Genomic DNA, 16,035 nt, shown 5'->3' with positions numbered 1-16,035 from the left:
ACGAACGGTCAGTGAGCCGACACGGACGGTTGTCAAAGGGGTCGGGCTGCGACTGAATAGATCCGTGGAGATATCAGCGGACGGACTGGCCTCCGGCCGGGTGGGCGCCGCGTCCATCGCCTTCCTCGGCCTGGCCGCGACCGCCCCGATCGTCACCCTGGTCACCGTGGTCCCGGCCGTGCTCACCGGCGGTGCCGGCCCGCTGGTGCCCTGGTCGTTCGCCGCGGCCGGCCTCCTGCTCCTGCTCTTCTGCACCGGTCAGGCCGCGCTGATCCGGCGGTTCCCCAGCGCCGGCGCGGCCGGCACCCAGGTCGCCCACGGCCTCGGCCGCCCCGGTGGACTGGCTGCCGCCTGGCTCGCGATCGCCGGTTACCACGCGATCCAGTTCGGTCTCTACGCGCTGGCCGGTCTGGCCGCCGCCCCGCTGCTGAGCGGCTTCTTCGGGGTGACCGCGCCGTGGTGGGCGGTGGCGGCGGTCTGCTGGGCGATCGTCGCGATCTGCGGCACCATGCGCATCGAGGTGGCCGCCGCGGTGATCGGGCTGTTCGCCGTCGCGCAGGCCGCGGTGCTGGCCGGTCTCGGCGCCGCCAACGTCCTCCAGCCCGCCGGGGGCCGGGTCGCCGCCGGCTCGATCCTGATCGGTGACACACCCGTTCTCGGGCGACCGGCGCTCGGACTCCTCCTGGTCACCGCGGTGCTCGCCTACGCCGGGTTCGAGTCCACCGGCACCTACGCCGAGGAAGGTTTCCAGCCGCGGCGCAGTGCGGGATTCGCCGGTTACGGGGTGGTGGTGCTCGTGACCCTGCTGCTCGGCGGTTTCTCCTGGTCGATGATCGTCGCCGCCGGGCCGGACGGGGTTGCCGCGGCCGCCGTCCGCGGACCGGAGCTGATCTTCGACCTGGCGACCGACCGGCTCGCCCCGTGGGCGGTCACCCTGGGGCGGTTCATGCTGCTCACCGGCGTGCTCGCGGCGATCCTGGCGCTGCACGTGGCCATCACCCGTCACCTCTACGCGCTCGGGCGGGAACGGGTGCTTCCGGCCGTACTCGGAAGGATCCGTCGCCGGACCGCCGCGCCCCGCGCCGCCTCGGTGACCCAATCGCTGATCGCGGGGGCCACGCTCGCCGGTGCCCATGCCGCCGGCGCCGCACCCGGACCGCGCACCGCGCGCTGGCTGATCACCGGCGGCGCCCTCAGCATCCTGGTGTTGCTGCTGCTCGTGGCGGTGGCCGCACTGCTGCGCCTGAACCGTGTGCCCGGCCGTGAGGGGCCCTGGGGGCGCTTTGCCGCGCCCGTTCTGTCCACAGTGTCCCTTGCCAGTGTGGCCTTCCTGGCGTTCCGCGACCTGCCCGCCCTGCTCGACCTGCCGGCCGGATATCCGCTGGTCAAGGCTATTCCGGCGGCCATCGCGGCGTGCGTGGCGCTGGCGGTCGTGCATGCTCTGCTACTGCGCCGCTTTCGTCCGGTGATCTACGCCGGCATCGGTCTGGCCGGCACCCCGGTCGTGGTGACTCCGCCGCCCCCGCCGGCCGACCCGAAGATCCCGCGCCAGCGCGACCCCGGAGCCCACCGCCCGGAGCGGGTCACCCAAAGAAGTCCTGGACCTGAGTGAGGGTGAGGTAGCCCTGCGGCTCCAGCTCGCGGGGGATGGACGGCAGGCTCCTGGCGGTCACCGGGCCCTCGGCGGCGTCCTCGGGCGGGGCCGACGGCGCCGGGGTGGGCGGCAGGTCGGAGAGGGCCATCGCCTCCCGGATCACCTCGAACATCGTCCGCACCTCGGTGGACGCCCGGCGGGCCAGTTCGTCGCGTTCGGTCCCGGCCGGTGGCAGCGCGCAGGTGAAGTTGGCCCGGAGCTGGTCGTCGACACGGCGGATGTCCGCGCTGGGGCGCAGGTGGTCGAGCCGGCCTTCGGTGACGATGCCGAGTTCGCAACCGCGGAATCCGGACCCCTGCCACCACTGCTGCCAGTGCGGGTCGGCGTCCAGGGTCCGTACGGCGTGCCGCAGCGCCCGCAGGTAGTAGCGCGGCTGCTGGCCGTCCCGAGTTGCCGTCCCCAGCCGTGGGTGGAGCCAGAACTCGTCCATGGTTCGCAATGGTCGCAAATCAGGCGGCGTGCGGCAGGGATTCCGGGCTCGCGCGTCCGAGTGGATTACATAAGCATGTGATATAAATTCGGTCCGTGGACCCCTCCCTCGGTGTAGCGCCGACTTTGGAACGCCTCTACGCCGGGCTCCGCCGGATCACCCCGCGCGACGAGCTCAGCCTGACCGCCGCCTCGACGCTGGCCCGGCTGGAGCGATACGGGCCGCAGCGTCTCAGTGATCTGCACGGTCCCGAGGGGGTCACCCAGCCGGCGATGACCCAGCTGATCACCCGCCTGGAGCGCGACGGGCTGGCCGCGCGCGCCGCCGATCCGGCCGACGGACGGGCCGTGCTGGTCAGCGTCACCGACGAGGGCCGGGCCGCGGTCGCCCGCCGCCGTGCCGCCCGCGCCGAGGCCATCGCGCTGAGGCTCCGGCAGCTGTCCCCCGAGGACCGGGCCATCATCCTGACCGCGGGACCCGCCCTCGACCGGCTGAGCGAGTTGCTGTGAGCGACACCTACAAACCGGGCGACACCTGCGAACCGGGCGACACCTGCGAAGCGGGCGACAACTACAAGTGGGTGGCGCTCTCCAACACCACGCTCGGCAGCCTGCTCGCCACGGTGAACTCGTCGATCGTGCTGATCTCGCTGCCGGCGATCTTCAAGGGCATCGAGATCGACCCGCTGGCCCCCGGCAACGTCAGCTATCTGCTCTGGATGCTGATCGGATACATGCTGGTCACCGCGGTGCTGGTGGTCACTCTGGGCCGGCTCGGCGACATGTACGGCCGGGTCCGCATCTACAACGCCGGCTTCGCGATCTTCGCCGCCACGTCGGTGTTCCTGGCGATCGACCCGTTCACCGGTGGCTCCGGCGCACTGTGGCTGATCGGCTGGCGGATCGTGCAGGCGATCGGCGGCGCGATGCTGATGGCCAACTCGGCGGCGATCATCACCGACGCGTTCCCGGCCAGGCAGCGCGGCATGGCGCTCGGGGTGAACATCGTGTCGATGCTGGCCGGGCAGTTCATCGGGCTGATCGTCGGCGGGGTGCTCGCCGAGTGGCACTGGCGGTCGGTGTTCTGGGTCAGCGTGCCGCTCAGCGTGGTGGGGACGGTGTGGGCGTACCGGTCGCTGCGCGAGACCGGGCAGCGGCGGGCCGCCCGGATCGACTGGTGGGGCAACGCGACGTTCGCACTCGGGCTCACCGCTCTGCTGGCCGGCATCACCTACGGCATCCAGCCGTACGGCGGGCACAGCCAGGGCTGGACCAACCCGTGGGTGCTGGCCGGGCTGATCGGCGGTGCGCTGATCCTGGCCGTGTTCGTGGTGATCGAGACACGCGTGCCGGAGCCGATGTTCCCGCTCGCCCTGTTCCGTGACGTCGCCTTCACCGGTGGCAACCTGGCGAACCTGCTGGCCAGCGTGGCTCGGGGCGGTCTCCAGTTCATGCTGATCATCTGGCTGCAGGGGATCTGGCTGCCACTGCACGGGTATTCGTACGAGTCCACGCCGCTCTGGGCCGGTATCTATCTGGTCCCGATGACCATCGGGTTCCTGGCCGCCGGCCCGATCGCCGGGGCGCTCTCCGACCGGTACGGCCCCCGCCCCTTCGCCGTCGGCGGGATGCTGGTGATGGCCCTGTCCTTCGCCGGTCTCCTGCTGCTGCCCGGCGACTTCTCCTATCCGCTCTTCGCCGCACTGATCTTCGTGAACGGTCTCGGCGGCGGCCTGTTCGCCGCACCGAACACGGCCCAGCTGATGTCCACGGTCCCGGCCGACATGCGTGGCGCCGCCTCCGGGATGCGGGCCACCTTCCTCAACGCCGGTCAGGTGCTCTCCATCGGGGTGTTCTTCTCGCTGCTCGTGGCCGGCCTCGCCGACTCGTTGCCGGCCGGGCTGGCCAGTGGTCTGACCGCGCAGGGTGTGCCGGCCGACGTGGCGTCGAGCACCGCGGCGACACCGCCGGTGGGCACGCTGTTCGCCGCGTTCCTGGGCTACAACCCGATCGGCTCGCTCCTCGGCGACGACGTGCTCGCCTCGCTGCCGGCGGCGAGTGCGGCCAGGCTGACCGGGCTGGACTTCTTCCCGGGCCTGCTGGCCGATCCGTTCCATGACGGTCTCGTGATCGTCTTCGGGATGGCGATCGCGATGTCCGTACTAGGCGGATTGGCATCTTTAATCCGTAAAAAGCACCTTATGGGGTGGCGCACCGGCGTGGACCGGTGATGCGTTCCGTTGAGCCCTTGACCATATGGGGTTAAACGGACACAAGGGGCTTGGTATGAGAAGATTCTGGGCGGCCGCGACCGCGGTGGCGCTCTGTGCGGTCGGTGCCGCGGTGACCGAGGCGCAGGCCGTGACGACGCGCGGCGCACCGGCGCCTATCGCCTGGGGCGCCTGCACCGAGGGCTCGCTGAAGACCCAGCGCGCCGAGTGCGGATTCCTCTCCGTCCCACTCGACTACGCGAAACCGGACGGGGCGAAGATCGAGCTCGCCGTCTCGCGGATCAAGGCCACCGCGCCCGCGGACAAGCGGCAGGGCGTGATCCTGGTCAACCCGGGCGGTCCGGGCGGCTCCGGGCGGGGCATGGCCGTGCTCGGCCAGCACGTGCCGAAGCAGGCCGGCGCCGCCTACGACTGGATCGGGTTCGACCCGCGCGGCGTGGGCTCCAGCAAACCGAAGCTCACCTGTGACAGCGACTACACCGGGTACAACCGGCCGCCGTACGTGCCGAGCACCCAGGAGATCGAGAAGGCCTGGCACGCCAGGACCACGGCGTACGCCGCGGCCTGCGCCCGGGCCGGCGGCGCTCTGCTGGACCACATGCGCAGTGAGGACACGGTCCGCGACATCGACCGGATCCGCGAGGCCCTCGGCGTCGAGAAGATCAGTTTCTACGGCTTCTCGTACGGCACCTACCTCGGCCAGCTCTACGCCACCCGCAATCCCGAGCGGGTGCACCGGATGGTCCTGGACGGCGTCGTCGACCCGGGCCGCGTCTGGTACCAGTCGAACCTCGACCAGGACATCGCCTTCGACCGGGCGATCAAGGTCTACTTCGCCTGGATCGCCAAGTACGACTCGGTCTACAAGCTGGGCCGGACCGCCGCGGCCGTGGAGAAGCTCTACTACCAGCAGCTCGCCGCCCTGGCGAAGAAGCCCGCCGGGTCGATCGGCCCGGCCGAGCTCACCGACGTGTTCCTGCAGCCCGGCTACTACGTCTTCGGCTGGGAGGAGACCGCCCGCGCCTTCTCGGCATGGGTCAACGACAAGGACCCGGCACAGCTCAAGCGGATCTTCGACGAGAACCACGAGCAGACCGAGGGCGCCGACAACGGCTACGCGGTCTACCTGGCCGTCCAGTGCACCGACGCGCCGTGGCCGGCCAGCTGGAAGAAGTGGTCCCGGGACAACTGGCGGGTGCACCGGAAGGCGCCGTTCGAGACCTGGGGCAACGCCTGGTACAACGCGCCCTGCCGGCACTGGGCCGGTGACGCCGGCACCCCGGCCGAGGTGGACGGCAGCAAGGCCCCGCCGATCCTGCTGATCAACGAGACCCTGGACGCGGCCACCCCGTACTCCGGAGCTCTGGAGGCACGCCGCCGCTTCCCGCGGTCGGTGCTGCTGGAGGGTATCGACGGCACCACCCACGCCGGTTCGCTGTTCGGCAACGCCTGCGTCGACAACACGATCGCCGACTACCTGGCCGCCGGCACGCTGCCCGGCCGGGTCAAGGCGGACCGCTCCGACAAGCAGTGCGAGCCGATCGCCAAGCCGACCCCGCTGGCGCCGACCGCGAAGAACGCGCGCCCGTCACTCACCGAGCGCCTCCTCCTGCAGGGCGCCATCGACAGGTAGCTGAGCCAACGGCCCGGTGGTGTACGCCACCGGGCCGTTGACCAGCACGTGAGGTAGGCTCGTCTCCGCGAAGGGGAGTAGCTCCCAATGTCGCGGTCGACATACTGACCCCGGTTCTCCGGGTTCCGGCCGTGCGGCCTCGTTTCGGGGCGAGCGAGACCTTCGACCAGGCCATATTCGTTATGGCCGGGTCGAGGTCGCCCTGCGCCAGAGACCCGGTCATGCTCTACCGGGAGTTTCCTGTGGAAGGTTTCCTTGCCGCGCTGGCGATCAGCTTCGCGGTCATCTTCGTCGCCGAGCTCGGCGACAAATCCCAGCTCATGGCGATGACGTTCGCCACCCGGTTCAAGACGGTGCCGGTGCTGATCGGCATCACCGTGGCCACCGCCGTGGTCCACCTGGTCTCCGTCGGCATCGGGTACGGGCTCGGTGCCGCCATCCCGACCGGCTGGATCTCGCTGGTCGCCGGCATCGCGTTCCTCGGTTTCGGCGCCTGGACGCTGCGCGGCGACTCGCTCACCGATGCTGAAAAAGGCAAGGCCGAACGCTCCACCGGCTCGGCGATCTGGGCCGTCGGCGGTGCGTTCTTCCTGGCCGAACTCGGTGACAAGACCATGCTGGCGACCATCACCCTGGCCACCCAGCACGGCTGGTTCGGCGTCTGGATCGGCTCCACGGTCGGCATGGTGGCCGCCGACGCCCTCGCCATCCTCGTCGGTCGATATCTCGGGAAACATCTACCGGAAAAGGTCATCAAGTACGGAGCCGCCGCACTCTTCGCTATCTTCGGCATCTGGTTGATCGCCGAAGGTGTGATCGAACTGCGATAAAAGGAGCCGCCGTGCTGGACTACCGGGCCGAGTTCGACGCCGAAGTCACCCTCGACGGCGGGGGCGAACTGAGGGCGCGGGGCTTCCGCCTGAACATCCCGCACGCCGACGTCACCGACTCCGAGATCACGGCGTTGCTCGTCGCCGCGCTCGCCCCGCAACGGGTCGAGCGGGCCGCGGTCAGCGACGTCCGGATCATCGCCGAACCGCACCCGCCGGCCGCCGACACACAGGCCGAGCGGGTCCGGTTCGTCGAGCTCAGCCACGTCATCACGGCCGGGATGGTCACCTCGCCCGGCCTGCCCGGCCCGGAGATCACCCCGCACCTGACGCGTCTCGCCTCCCGCGGTGTCTACGCACCGGGCACCGAGTTCGCCATCGACCGGATCAGCATGCTCGGTAACACCGGCACCTACCTGGACAGCCCGTTCCACCGCTACGCCGACGGCGCCGACCTGGCCGGCCTGCCCCTGGAGCGGCTCGCCGGGCTGCCCGCCGTGGTGGTCCGCGCGGTCGGCGGCGAGCGCGGCGTCACCGCCGAGATGCTCGCCCACGTCAGCGTCGCCGGCCGGGCCGTGCTCCTGCACACCGGCGGCGACCGGCACTGGGCCACACCCGGTTACGGCGTCGACGCCCCCTACCTGACCGGGGACGGTGCGCAGCTGCTCGTCGACCGGGGTGCCGCCCTCGTCGGCATCGACGCGGTCAACATCGACGACGTCTCCCCGGCCGCGGCGGGCGAACGGCCGGCACACACCCTGCTCCTGGCGGCCGGCATCCCGGTTGTCGAACATCTCACCAACCTGCGCGAACTGCCGCCGCTCGGCGCCCGATTCACCGCCACCCCGCCGCGGGTCGCCGGATTCAGCGCCTTCCCGGTCCGGGCCTTCGCCACCGTCCCCGACGAGGAGCCACAGCCGTGACCACGCTTTCCGGAACCGGCGATGGTACGACCGCCGGCAGCGGCCGGAACCTGGAACTGGCCCGGATCCAGCTCAGCCGCGGCGAACCGGCGGCCGCCGCCGAACTCCTCGGCCCGGTCCTCGCCGCCGAACCCGACCACGTCACCGCCCTGATCCTGATGACGCACGCCCAGCTGGCGCTGAAACGGCCGGACCTCGCCGACGAACTGGCCCGGCGCGCCGTCGAACACGCCCCCGAGTGGCCGGACGCGCTCGCCGCCCTCAGCCGGGTGCACACCGAACGGGGGCGGCACGACGAGGCCATCGCCACGGCACGCGCCGCCGCGGCCCGGCAGCCGGAGAACCCGTACCGGCACCACCGCCTGGCCTGGGCACTGCTGGAGGACGGCCGGCACGCGGTCGAGGCCGAGCACGCGGCCCGGGAGGCGATCCGTCTCGACCCCGACGAGGCCGACTTCCGGATCACGTACGCCATGGTGATGAAGCAGCTGAACCTCACCGACCGCGCCCGCCAGGCCCTCCGCGACGCCCTGGCGCTGGCGCCGGACAGCGCGGTGGCCCGCCACGAACTGGCCGCCCTCGACGTCGTCCACCACCATCCGTTCGCTCTCGGGCGTCTGGCCCGCGGCGCGTCCGGCCTGGTCGGTGCCCTGCGTGCGGACCCGAAACAGGAGGCCAGCCGCTTCCTGCTGGATGTGGCGCTGCGCCAGTTCCTGGTCTACACCGCGATCATCCTGGTCCTGCTGGCGTACCTGGGCTGGCGCACCGCCGACTCGTCCCCCGGCGTCGCCCGGCTCTTCGCCGCACTGGCCGCACTGTCCCCTGCCGCGTATGCCGGCTACTTCCACTCCCGCCTCGACCCGGCCCTGCGCTCCTACCTGCGCGACCTGCTCACCCACGGCCGCCAGCGGATCGCCCTGGCCGCGGCCGCGATCGCCGTCGTACCGCTGCTGGTCGCCTTGATCGCCCCGGCCGGATGGCTTCCCGCACTGCTCGCCACGGCCACCTTCGCCGGCTTCGCCGTCCGGCTGCTGACCGCCCCGATCGACGAGCCGGGCGAACCGGCCCGCGGCCTGACCAGCCACTCCTTACTGCTGATGGCAGGCGTCTGCGCCGCGGTCGGAGTCGGCGTGATCACCACCGAGGCGCTCACCCCCGCATGGCGCCTCCCGGCAGCGGCCGCCGCTTTCGTAGCCACCGCCGCCTGCCTCACGCTGATCGCCCGCCGCCGAACCCCTGCCCCACCCCAGGCGGGCGTCTTCCTGCCGCTTTGACCCTTCATCCGGTACGCCGTACCCGAGTCTCGAGCCTGTCCCGCAAGGCAGCCACCTCTCCCGGCCAAAGGCGCCGCACGGGCGAGACGCAGGTCACCGAGCCGGTCGGGAGGGAGGGAAACGTATCGAGTGGGTGGCGGCGCTCAGAAATCGTGTGTTTCTGCCGATGTGAACCTGGTGATCCACACCCGTATCCCCGGAGCGGACCGATGACCGAGCTCGCCCCCTCCCCGGGCATGACCGCGAACCCCGCCGCCAGCGACGCGTCTGCCAGGGCGTTCGCCGATCCGAGTGACCTGGGGGTGGCGCGGGCCGCCGCCCTGTTCGAGCACATGCAACCGGAGAAGGCCGCCGAGATGCTGCACCCGGTGCTGGCGGGACGGCCGGATTCGGCGCCGGGGTGGATTCTGATGGCCCGGATCCGGCTCGCGCTGGATCAGGTGGACGCGGCACTGGACGCGTCGAACCGTGCTGTCGACCTGGCGCCGGAGGATCCGCGTCCGCTGGCCATCGCCAGTCGCGCGCTGACCCTGCTGGGCCGGCACGAGGAGGCGATGAGCATGGCGTACCGGGCGGTGATCGTGGAGCCGAAGAATCCGCTGTGGCACGACCGGGTGGCGTGGGCTCTGCTGGCCGCGGATCGTCAGCTGGGCGATGCCGAGCAGGCGGCGCGTACGGCGGTCGGGCTGGAGCCGAACGAGGCGCACTACTACTTCACGCACGGGGTGACGCTGGCCGCTCTCGGTCATGTGGATCAGGCCCGGCAGGCGCTGGAGACGTCGTTGCGGCTGGAGCCGGAGAACCCGGTGGCCCGGCACCGCCTGGACGTGTTGAACGGCGCGGCTCAGCCGGTGGTGGAGAAGAAGAAGCGGGGATGGCGCCTGTTCGGGCGCAAGGATCGGGGTAAGCCGGTTCGCCCGGAGGAGTTCCGCCCCTGAAACCCGGGCCACGGCACAATACCGCACAAGTAATAATTCGGACATGCAATCACGGATGTCCGCAGCGGTGCTGGCTCTGGTACCCGTCGTCGCCTCGCCCGCGCCGGTGCGAGCGGGCGACCCGCCCGCGAGAGCGAGCGATCCGCCGGTGATGACCGAGCTGGCCGCCCACTACCGCTTCAACGAGCGGCCGGGACGGATCATCGACGAGTCGGGCAACGGCCACACCCTGCGGGTGGTCTCCGCGCAGGGCGGCCGGGTCCGCCCGGTGGCGCACGGCCCGGGTACCGCCCTGGCCTTCCCCGGCAAGTGCACCACACAGGTCTGCCCGCACGTGGCCCTGCAGAGCGGCGACTCCGCCGACCTGAACCCGGGCACCCGCGACATCGCCTTCGGTGCCGACGTGCTGCTCGCGCCCGGCCAGACCAGCCCCGGCCAGAACGTGGTGCAGAAGGGCTATTCGGCCACCAGCAGCCAGTACAAGCTGCAGATCGACGGCGTGGCCGGGAACCCGAGCTGCGTGCTGGTCGACGTGAACCGGCCGGCGATCCGGATGGTCCGCAGCTCGGTGACGATCGCGGACAACAACTGGCACCGGGTCCGATGCGAGCGGGTCGGCACCCGTCTCGAGGTCTTCGTCGACAACACGTTGCGTGGCCGTACCACGGTCCCGGCTGACCTGAACGTGTACAACGACCTGCCGCTGAGCATCGGGGCCAAGGGCGCCTACCGGGACAACGACCAGTTCAACGGCATTCTCGACAACGTCTGGGTACGTATCAGCCGCTGAGCGTCGTACGCCCGGATGTGCAATCGTCGTGGGGTGGCCATCAGCAGCCGAGTGCGTGCCCTGCTCAGACGGGCCCGCGCCGTGCTGCGCAGCGCCCTCACCACGTTCGTGGTGCTGACCCTCACCCTGTGGCTGATGCCGGGCGTGGCCGGCACCGATGTCGTGGACACCCTCGGCCTGGTGGTGCTCGTCGCCGTGGTCGGCGCCGTGTTGCGGCCGTTGCTGCTGGTGGGCATCACGGTGCTCGGCGGCTGGGCGGCAATGCTGCTGGGCGTGGTCACGCAGATCGTCGTCATGGTGGTGGCCCTGCGGTTCGACCCGGGCAACCGGATCAGCGGGCTGCCCACCCTGGTGACCGCCGCGATCCTGGCGGTGATCGTGGCCGCGCTGATCAACTGGATGGCCGACGCCGGCAGTGACGACATGTTCGTGCGGGAAGCCCGCCGCCTGATGCGCGGGGTGCGCCGCCGCTCCGCCGGTCGGCTGATCAGTTTCCGCCGCCAGCCGGCCGGCACCGAGGCGGGCCTGTTGATCATCCAGCTGGACGGGGTGGCCGAGCCCGTGCTGCGCTGGGCGATCCGGGCCGGGAACCTGCCGACGCTGGGCCACTGGCTGCGGACCGGCAGCCACACCGCCCGCGGCTGGCACACCGGCCTGCCGTCGACGACCCCGGCGTCACAGGCCGGCATCCTGCACGGGGCCTCCCGGCAGATCCCCGGCTTCCGGTGGTACGAGAAGGAGACCGGCAAGCTGATGGTCTCCAACCGGCCCCGGGACGCCGCGATCATCGAGTCCCGCCTGACCGACGGCCGTGGCCTGCTCCGCGACGGCGGGGTCAGCATCAGCAACGCGTTCAGCGGCGACGCCACCACGAGCCTGCTGACCATCAGCCACGCGGCGCTGCCGGGCAGGACCGCCCGAGGCTGGGCGGCGTTCATGGCCTCCCCGTACGGCTTCACCCGCGCTCTGGTCCTCGGCGCCGCCGAGGTGGTCACCGAGTTGCACCAGGCCCGTCTGCAGCGCCGCCGCAACCTGCGCCCGCGGGTCAGCCGTTCCGGCGCGTTCCTGGCGCTGCGCCCGGCCTCGATGCTGCTGCGCGACGTCAACATCTCGCTGGTCGCCGAGCAGATGGCCCGAGGAGTCCCGGCGATCTACTGCGACCTGGTCGACTACGACGAGGTGGCACATCACGCCGGCCCGGCCCGCCCGGAGTCGATGCGTCAGCTGGAGAGCCTGGACCGGATGCTCGGCGTACTGGAGCGCCTGGCGCCGGAGGCGGCCCGCCGTTACCACCTGGTGGTGCTCTCCGACCACGGCCAGAGCCAGGGCCCGACGTTTCGTCAGCGGCACGGCGAGACGCTGGAGGAGGTGGTGCGGCGCCTGGCCGACGACGTGATGGTGGTCTCCTCGGGCAACCTGTCGATGCTCTACCTGACCCGATTCCCGACCCGCGTCCGGCAGAGCGCGATCGAGCACGCCCATCCCACGCTGATCAGCGGGCTGGCCGCCCATCCGGGCGTCGGGGTCGTCGTGGCACAGGGTGAGGACGGCCCGATGGCGTACGGCTCCGCCGGCTCCCATCGACTGCGGGACGGTCTGGTCGTCGGCCTGGATCCGCTGGTGCCGTACGGCCCGCACGCCCGCACCGACCTGCTGCGCCACCAGAGCGCCGCGCACGTCGGCGACCTCGTGGTGATCAGCTCGGTGGATCCGGAGACGCAGGAGGTCTCGGCGTTCGAGGAACTGGTCGGGTCACACGGCGGCCTCGGCGGCTGGCAGACCGACGCCATGCTGGTGCATCCGGCGTCGTGGCCGGTCTCGCACGACCTCGACGGCCCGGACGCCGTCCACGATCAGCTCGTCGACTGGCTGCTCATGCTGGGCCTGCGAAAGCCCGAGGTGACGCCCGTGACCGACCCCGAAACGGAACTTTCCCCGAGCCGGGAGAGTTGAAAGGATGTGCGGCTCCTACTCCTGACAGTCCTCTTCGTGGTGTCCGTCGCCTCGCCCGCGACGGCCGTCGGGCCGGAGGCACGGGAGGCGCCGACCTTCAACGGGACCGTCCAGGCCGTCGCCTACCTGGGCGGCACGGTCTATGTCGGCGGGACGTTCACCAAGGCCAGCTGGGGCGGGCGCATCTACCCTCGGGAACGGCTCGCGGCCTTCGACGGGCGGACCGGTGAACTGCTGAAATGGGCACCAGCCGCGGACGGGCCGGTCCGCGCGCTCGCCACCACCCCGGGTGCGGTCTTCGCGGCTGGTGACTTCCACCGGATCGCCGGCGAGAAACGGGACTCGATCGCCCGGCTGAGTCCCACCGAGGACACCGTCCACAGCTTCCGGGCGGACGTTCAGGGCACCCCGTACGCGCTCGCCGCAGGCAACGGCCGCCTCTACCTCGGTGGCAGCTTCAGCCGGGTGAACGGCCGGAAAGCCCGCAACCTGGTCGCCTTCTCGCTGCTCACCGGCAAGGTCGACGGGAGATGGCGCGCCGCGGCCGACGCCCGGGTGCACGCCCTCGCGGTCGCCCGAGGGCAGGTGTTCCTCGGCGGCTCCTTCACGAAGGTCGGCGCGGTGAAGGGTTATCCACGGCTGGCCGCGGTGGACGCCACGACCGGGGCGCTCACCCGGCGGTTCCGGCCCGAGGCGCCGGCCGATGTCAACGCCGTGACGGTGGACGGCGACGGGGTGTACGCGGCCGCCGGTGGACGGGGCGGGCGGGCCGCCGCGTACCGCCTCGACGGCTCCACCCGATGGCAGCGGGTGTTCGACGGGGACGCCACCGCGATCACCACGATCGGCGGTGTCGCCTATGTCGGCGGCCATTTCGACCGGGTCTGCCTCACCGCCCGTAACGGTGCACAGGGCACCTGCCTCGACGGTTCCGTCTCCCGCGTCAAGCTCGCCGCGGTCACCGCCGGCGGACGCCTCACCGAGTGGAAACCGCAGGCCAACGGCGTGATCGGGGTTCGTGTCCTGGCCTCCGCGCCGAACGGGGCGCTCGATGCCGGCGGCGACTTCACCATGATCGGCGGACTGCTCCGGCCCCGGTTCGCCCGCTTCTGACGATTGCGCGCTGTTGATATGCGGCGCCTATGAGCCGCACAGCGGACGCATAGCACCGCTCGGCACTCTTCTCGACGTCATCAAGAACGACTCGACGTCACCGAGAACAACCGGACCGAGGAGAGCGCCGATGAGTCAGCACGATCCGTCCGCACCGGGACCGCGGCATGCGCAGGGCTGGTCGACCGGGGCGCACCCGTCGACCGGGGCATACCCGCGAACCGCCCACGGCGAGCCCGGCGGCTGGGCGGCCGAGGTGCCCGAGCCCGCCTCCGTCCCCACCGACTGGTCACCCTCCGGCGCCTACGCAGGCCACCACAACTCCGGCTACTCCGGCGATCCGGGCGGCGCGCCCGCCGCCTGGCTCTCCACCCCCACGGAGCCAGGCGGCGCGCCCGTCGCCTGGGATCAGCCCGTCGCCGGTCCCGGCATCTCCGCGCCGGGCTGGACCGGGCGGCACCCGCAACCCGATCCGGCGGCCTCCTGGAACGGCAACACCACGATGGGCGCCACCTACCCGGCCGGGCCGGAGCCGGCCACGTGGGACGACCGCCGTCCCGAGGTCGGGCCGAACACCTGGAACGGCAGCATGGTGCCGGACCGGGTCCCAGCCGAATGGAACGACAGCCAGGTCCCCGACTCGGTGCCGCAGACCTGGAACGCCGAGCCGCCTACCGCGGCGTGGAACAGCCCGTCCACCTCATGGAACGCACCGGCCGAACCGCCGGCTGCCGCCTGGAACAGCCCGGCCGGCCCGGGGACGGGCACCGTGCCACAGTCCCGGAACGCGGCTCCCGCACCGGCTCACCCGGGTGCCGCACCGGCTGACCCGGGTGCCGCACCGGCTGACCCGGGTGCTGGCTCCGGCCGTACCCGGAAAAGGAATCCGAAAATGATGCTGGCGGCCGCGCTGGCCGCCGCAGCCCTCGCCGGCGGTGGCGTCGGAGCAGGCCTGATGGCCGCCTTCGGAGGAGACAGCGCCACCACCGTTCCGGCCGGCCCCGGCGCGGGTCAGATGCCCGGTGGCCAGCCGCCGAACGGGCAGGCGCCCGAAGGGGCGGCTCCCACCGCCCAGCCGTCGACGGCGAGCAACTGACGAAAGACCTTGTTCGGGGGATGGAAGCGAGGGCGGTTCCCGCTGTGGGCGGCGGGGACCGCCTTCGTGCTCAGGCCTGGCTCTGCTCGCGGCTCTCGGCCGGCTCGGGCTCCTCGGAGCGCTCGGCCTGCCGGATCTCCTCGGCGGTCCGGGCCCGGCGCCGCCGGATGTGCCGGACGTGCAGCACCACATAGGTCGCGACCGCCAGCACCAGCACGCCGATGACCGGCCACTGGTAGTGATGGATCTTGCCCATGATCGGGCCCAGGTTGGCGCCCAGCTGGTACGCCAGCGTGCACCAGAACCCGACCCAGAGCGCCGCCCCGATCGCGTTGTAGAGCAGAAATGTCTTCCACGGCATCCGGGTGATCCCGGCGATCACGCCGTTGAGCTGCCGCAACCCGTCGATGAACCGGGCGATCACGATGATCCGGTTGCCGCGCCGGGCGAAGAACTGCTCGGCCTTGGCCAGCCGGGCCGGTGTCACGAGGATGTATTTCCCCCACCGATTCACGATCTTGCGACCGCCGCGCAGCCCGATCCAGTAGCCGATGTTGTCGCCGACGACCGCCGTCACGAAGCAGATCGCCGCGACGATCCAGATGTTCATCCGTCCGTAGCCGGCGTAGACCGACGCCGCTGCCATGATCGTCTGGCCGGGGGCGGGCACGCCGAAGCTCTCCACCACGATGATGCCGCCGATCGCCAGGTAACCCCAGCGATCCAGAATCGGCGCCACTGTGTGCAGGAACCCGGGAAGCTCGGCTGAAGGTGGCATCCGTTACACGGTAGCGGCAGCCGTCAGCGGCAGCCGCGCGGACCTTTCAATAAAGAGTGAAGGCGCCACTCCGGGGAGCGGCGCCTTCATCACGTGGTGGTGGTCAGAGGACATCCGGCGCCAGCTGGCCGCGCAGCTTGGCGAGGGCCTTGGTCAGCAGGCGGGAGACGTGCATCTGCGAGATGCCGATCTGGTCGGCGATCTGGCTCTGGGTCAGGTTGCCGTAGAAGCGGAGCGTCAGGATCTTCTGCTCGCGCTCGTCGAGGGTCGCCAGTGCGGGGCCCAGGGCGACCCGGGTCTCGGCCACCTCGAACTCGTGGTCCTCGCCGCCGAGCGTCTCGCCCAGCTCGGTGGTCCCGTCGGCGCTGATCGGCGTGGAGAGCGAGGTCGCGT

15 protein-coding genes are annotated in these 16,035 nt (G+C 71.4%); 12 read left to right on the top strand and 3 right to left on the bottom strand.

The window, feature by feature from the left end; all coding sequences use genetic code 11:
• Positions 1-64: 64 nt before the first annotated feature.
• A complete protein-coding gene (locus ACFO0C_RS02095) occupies positions 65-1,612 on the top strand; it encodes an APC family permease (RefSeq protein WP_378064747.1) in 1,548 nt (515 codons plus the stop codon).
• Here the strand turns inward: ACFO0C_RS02095 and ACFO0C_RS02090 are convergent.
• A complete protein-coding gene (locus tag ACFO0C_RS02090) occupies positions 1,584-2,084 on the bottom strand; it encodes a hypothetical protein (protein ID WP_378064746.1) in 501 nt (166 codons plus the stop codon). The genes ACFO0C_RS02095 and ACFO0C_RS02090 overlap by 29 nt on opposite strands.
• Before the next feature lie 95 nt (positions 2,085-2,179).
• Between ACFO0C_RS02090 and ACFO0C_RS02085 the strand changes: the two genes are divergently transcribed.
• From ACFO0C_RS02085 to ACFO0C_RS02035, 11 genes are all read left to right on the top strand, one after another.
• Positions 2,180-2,593 (top strand): MarR family winged helix-turn-helix transcriptional regulator, encoded by a 414-nt coding sequence (locus ACFO0C_RS02085; protein ID WP_378064745.1) that lies wholly within the window; start codon positions 2,180-2,182, stop codon positions 2,591-2,593.
• Positions 2,590-4,314 carry an MFS transporter gene (locus ACFO0C_RS02080; RefSeq protein ID WP_378064744.1) on the top strand — a complete coding sequence of 575 codons (1,725 nt, stop codon included), beginning with the start codon at positions 2,590-2,592 and terminating at the stop codon, positions 4,312-4,314. The genes ACFO0C_RS02085 and ACFO0C_RS02080 overlap by 4 nt, the downstream gene beginning before the upstream one ends.
• Positions 4,315-4,369: 55 nt before the next feature.
• A complete protein-coding gene (locus ACFO0C_RS02075; RefSeq protein WP_378064743.1) occupies positions 4,370-5,947 on the top strand; it encodes an alpha/beta hydrolase in 1,578 nt (525 codons plus the stop codon).
• A gap of 242 nt (positions 5,948-6,189) precedes the next feature.
• Positions 6,190-6,777 (top strand): TMEM165/GDT1 family protein, encoded by a 588-nt coding sequence (locus ACFO0C_RS02070; protein ID WP_378064742.1) that lies wholly within the window; start codon positions 6,190-6,192, stop codon positions 6,775-6,777.
• Between the two features lie 11 nt (positions 6,778-6,788).
• Positions 6,789-7,700 (top strand): cyclase family protein, encoded by a 912-nt coding sequence (locus ACFO0C_RS02065; protein WP_378064741.1) that lies wholly within the window; start codon positions 6,789-6,791, stop codon positions 7,698-7,700.
• Positions 7,697-8,974: a tetratricopeptide repeat protein gene (locus ACFO0C_RS02060; protein ID WP_378064740.1), complete on the top strand. Its 1,278-nt coding sequence runs from the start codon at positions 7,697-7,699 to the stop codon at positions 8,972-8,974. The genes ACFO0C_RS02065 and ACFO0C_RS02060 overlap by 4 nt, the downstream gene beginning before the upstream one ends.
• A gap of 209 nt (positions 8,975-9,183) precedes the next feature.
• Positions 9,184-9,912, top strand: coding sequence for a tetratricopeptide repeat protein (locus ACFO0C_RS02055; RefSeq protein ID WP_378064739.1), 729 nt, complete (start codon positions 9,184-9,186; stop codon positions 9,910-9,912).
• 43 nt (positions 9,913-9,955) lie between these two features.
• Positions 9,956-10,702 carry a LamG-like jellyroll fold domain-containing protein gene (locus ACFO0C_RS02050; protein WP_378064738.1) on the top strand — a complete coding sequence of 249 codons (747 nt, stop codon included), beginning with the start codon at positions 9,956-9,958 and terminating at the stop codon, positions 10,700-10,702.
• A 33-nt stretch (positions 10,703-10,735) separates the two neighbouring features.
• Positions 10,736-12,655 (top strand): alkaline phosphatase family protein, encoded by a 1,920-nt coding sequence (locus tag ACFO0C_RS02045; RefSeq protein WP_378064737.1) that lies wholly within the window; start codon positions 10,736-10,738, stop codon positions 12,653-12,655.
• A 6-nt stretch (positions 12,656-12,661) separates the two neighbouring features.
• A complete protein-coding gene (locus ACFO0C_RS02040; protein ID WP_378064736.1) occupies positions 12,662-13,768 on the top strand; it encodes a hypothetical protein in 1,107 nt (368 codons plus the stop codon).
• Positions 13,769-13,898: 130 nt separating this feature from the next.
• The gene (locus ACFO0C_RS02035; RefSeq protein ID WP_378064735.1) at positions 13,899-14,864 is read left to right on the top strand and encodes a hypothetical protein; all 966 of its coding nucleotides are present in this window, start codon (positions 13,899-13,901) and stop codon (positions 14,862-14,864) included.
• A 70-nt stretch (positions 14,865-14,934) separates the two neighbouring features.
• Here ACFO0C_RS02035 and ACFO0C_RS02030 read toward each other — a convergent pair whose 3' ends face one another.
• Together ACFO0C_RS02030 and ACFO0C_RS02025 are read right to left on the bottom strand one after the other, a co-directional pair.
• Entirely contained in the window at positions 14,935-15,642 is a 708-nt protein-coding gene (locus ACFO0C_RS02030) for a DedA family protein (protein ID WP_378064734.1), read from the bottom strand.
• 103 nt (positions 15,643-15,745) lie between these two features.
• Positions 15,746-16,035, bottom strand: a 290-nt coding sequence (locus ACFO0C_RS02025) for a sigma-70 family RNA polymerase sigma factor (protein ID WP_378064733.1), incomplete at its 5' end; no start/stop codon positions are given.

The organism is Actinoplanes subglobosus (genome assembly GCF_042650585.1).
Taxonomy (GTDB): Bacteria; Actinomycetota; Actinomycetes; order Mycobacteriales; family Micromonosporaceae; genus Actinoplanes; species Actinoplanes subglobosus.
The sequence above is the reverse complement of the archived record's forward strand: the minus strand, read 5'-3'. Positions and strand labels throughout refer to the sequence as shown.

Excerpts from the sequence above, each read along its gene's own strand:
- ACFO0C_RS02090 (WP_378064746.1), bottom strand. The coding sequence starts at position 2,084 with ATGGACGAGTTCTGGCTCCACCCACGGCTGGGGACGGCAACTCGGGAC.
- ACFO0C_RS02075 (WP_378064743.1), top strand. The coding sequence starts at position 4,370 with ATGAGAAGATTCTGGGCGGCCGCGACCGCGGTGGCGCTCTGTGCGGTC.
- ACFO0C_RS02055 (WP_378064739.1), top strand. The coding sequence starts at position 9,184 with ATGACCGAGCTCGCCCCCTCCCCGGGCATGACCGCGAACCCCGCCGCC.
- ACFO0C_RS02050 (WP_378064738.1), top strand. The coding sequence starts at position 9,956 with ATGCAATCACGGATGTCCGCAGCGGTGCTGGCTCTGGTACCCGTCGTC.
- ACFO0C_RS02035 (WP_378064735.1), top strand. The coding sequence starts at position 13,899 with ATGAGTCAGCACGATCCGTCCGCACCGGGACCGCGGCATGCGCAGGGC.
- ACFO0C_RS02030 (WP_378064734.1), bottom strand. The coding sequence starts at position 15,642 with ATGCCACCTTCAGCCGAGCTTCCCGGGTTCCTGCACACAGTGGCGCCG.